1 protein-coding gene is annotated in these 432 nt (G+C 51.6%); it reads right to left on the bottom strand.

Features of this window, described 5'->3' with window-relative positions; genetic code table 11:
* Nucleotides 1-42: 42 nt before the first annotated feature.
* On the bottom strand, nucleotides 43-432 hold a 390-nt coding region (locus tag C6366_RS21180), incomplete at its 5' end, for a 4Fe-4S dicluster domain-containing protein (RefSeq protein ID WP_146164954.1).

Here is a 432-nt window from a genome sequence, read left to right on the forward strand (position 1 = left end):
GCCTTATCAGACAGCCCCTTTGATATGGATTTACCAAAATGTTTAGTCCTGAATTTTGGCTTTGAGAAACTCGCGGTTGAGGCGGGCAATGTTGGCGATGGAGATGCCTTTGGGACACTCCACTTCGCAGGCACCGGTGTTGGTACAGTTACCAAAACCCAGTTCGTCCATGCGGGCCACCATGTTTTTGGCACGACGAGTAGCTTCCACGCGACCTTGTGGCAACAGAGCCAATTGACTCACCTTGGCCGACACAATCAACATGGCCGAACCATTTTTACAGGCAGCTACACAGGCTCCACAACCAATACAAGATGCGGCGTCCATTGCTTCGTCGGCATCATCCTTGGGGATTGGCAATGCATTGGCATCGGGCACACCGCCGGTATTAATCGACACGTAGCCACCAGCTGCTATGATTTTGTCAAAAGC

It is taken from the genome of Desulfonatronum sp. SC1 (assembly GCF_003046795.1).
GTDB lineage: Bacteria > Desulfobacterota > Desulfovibrionia > Desulfovibrionales > Desulfonatronaceae > Desulfonatronum.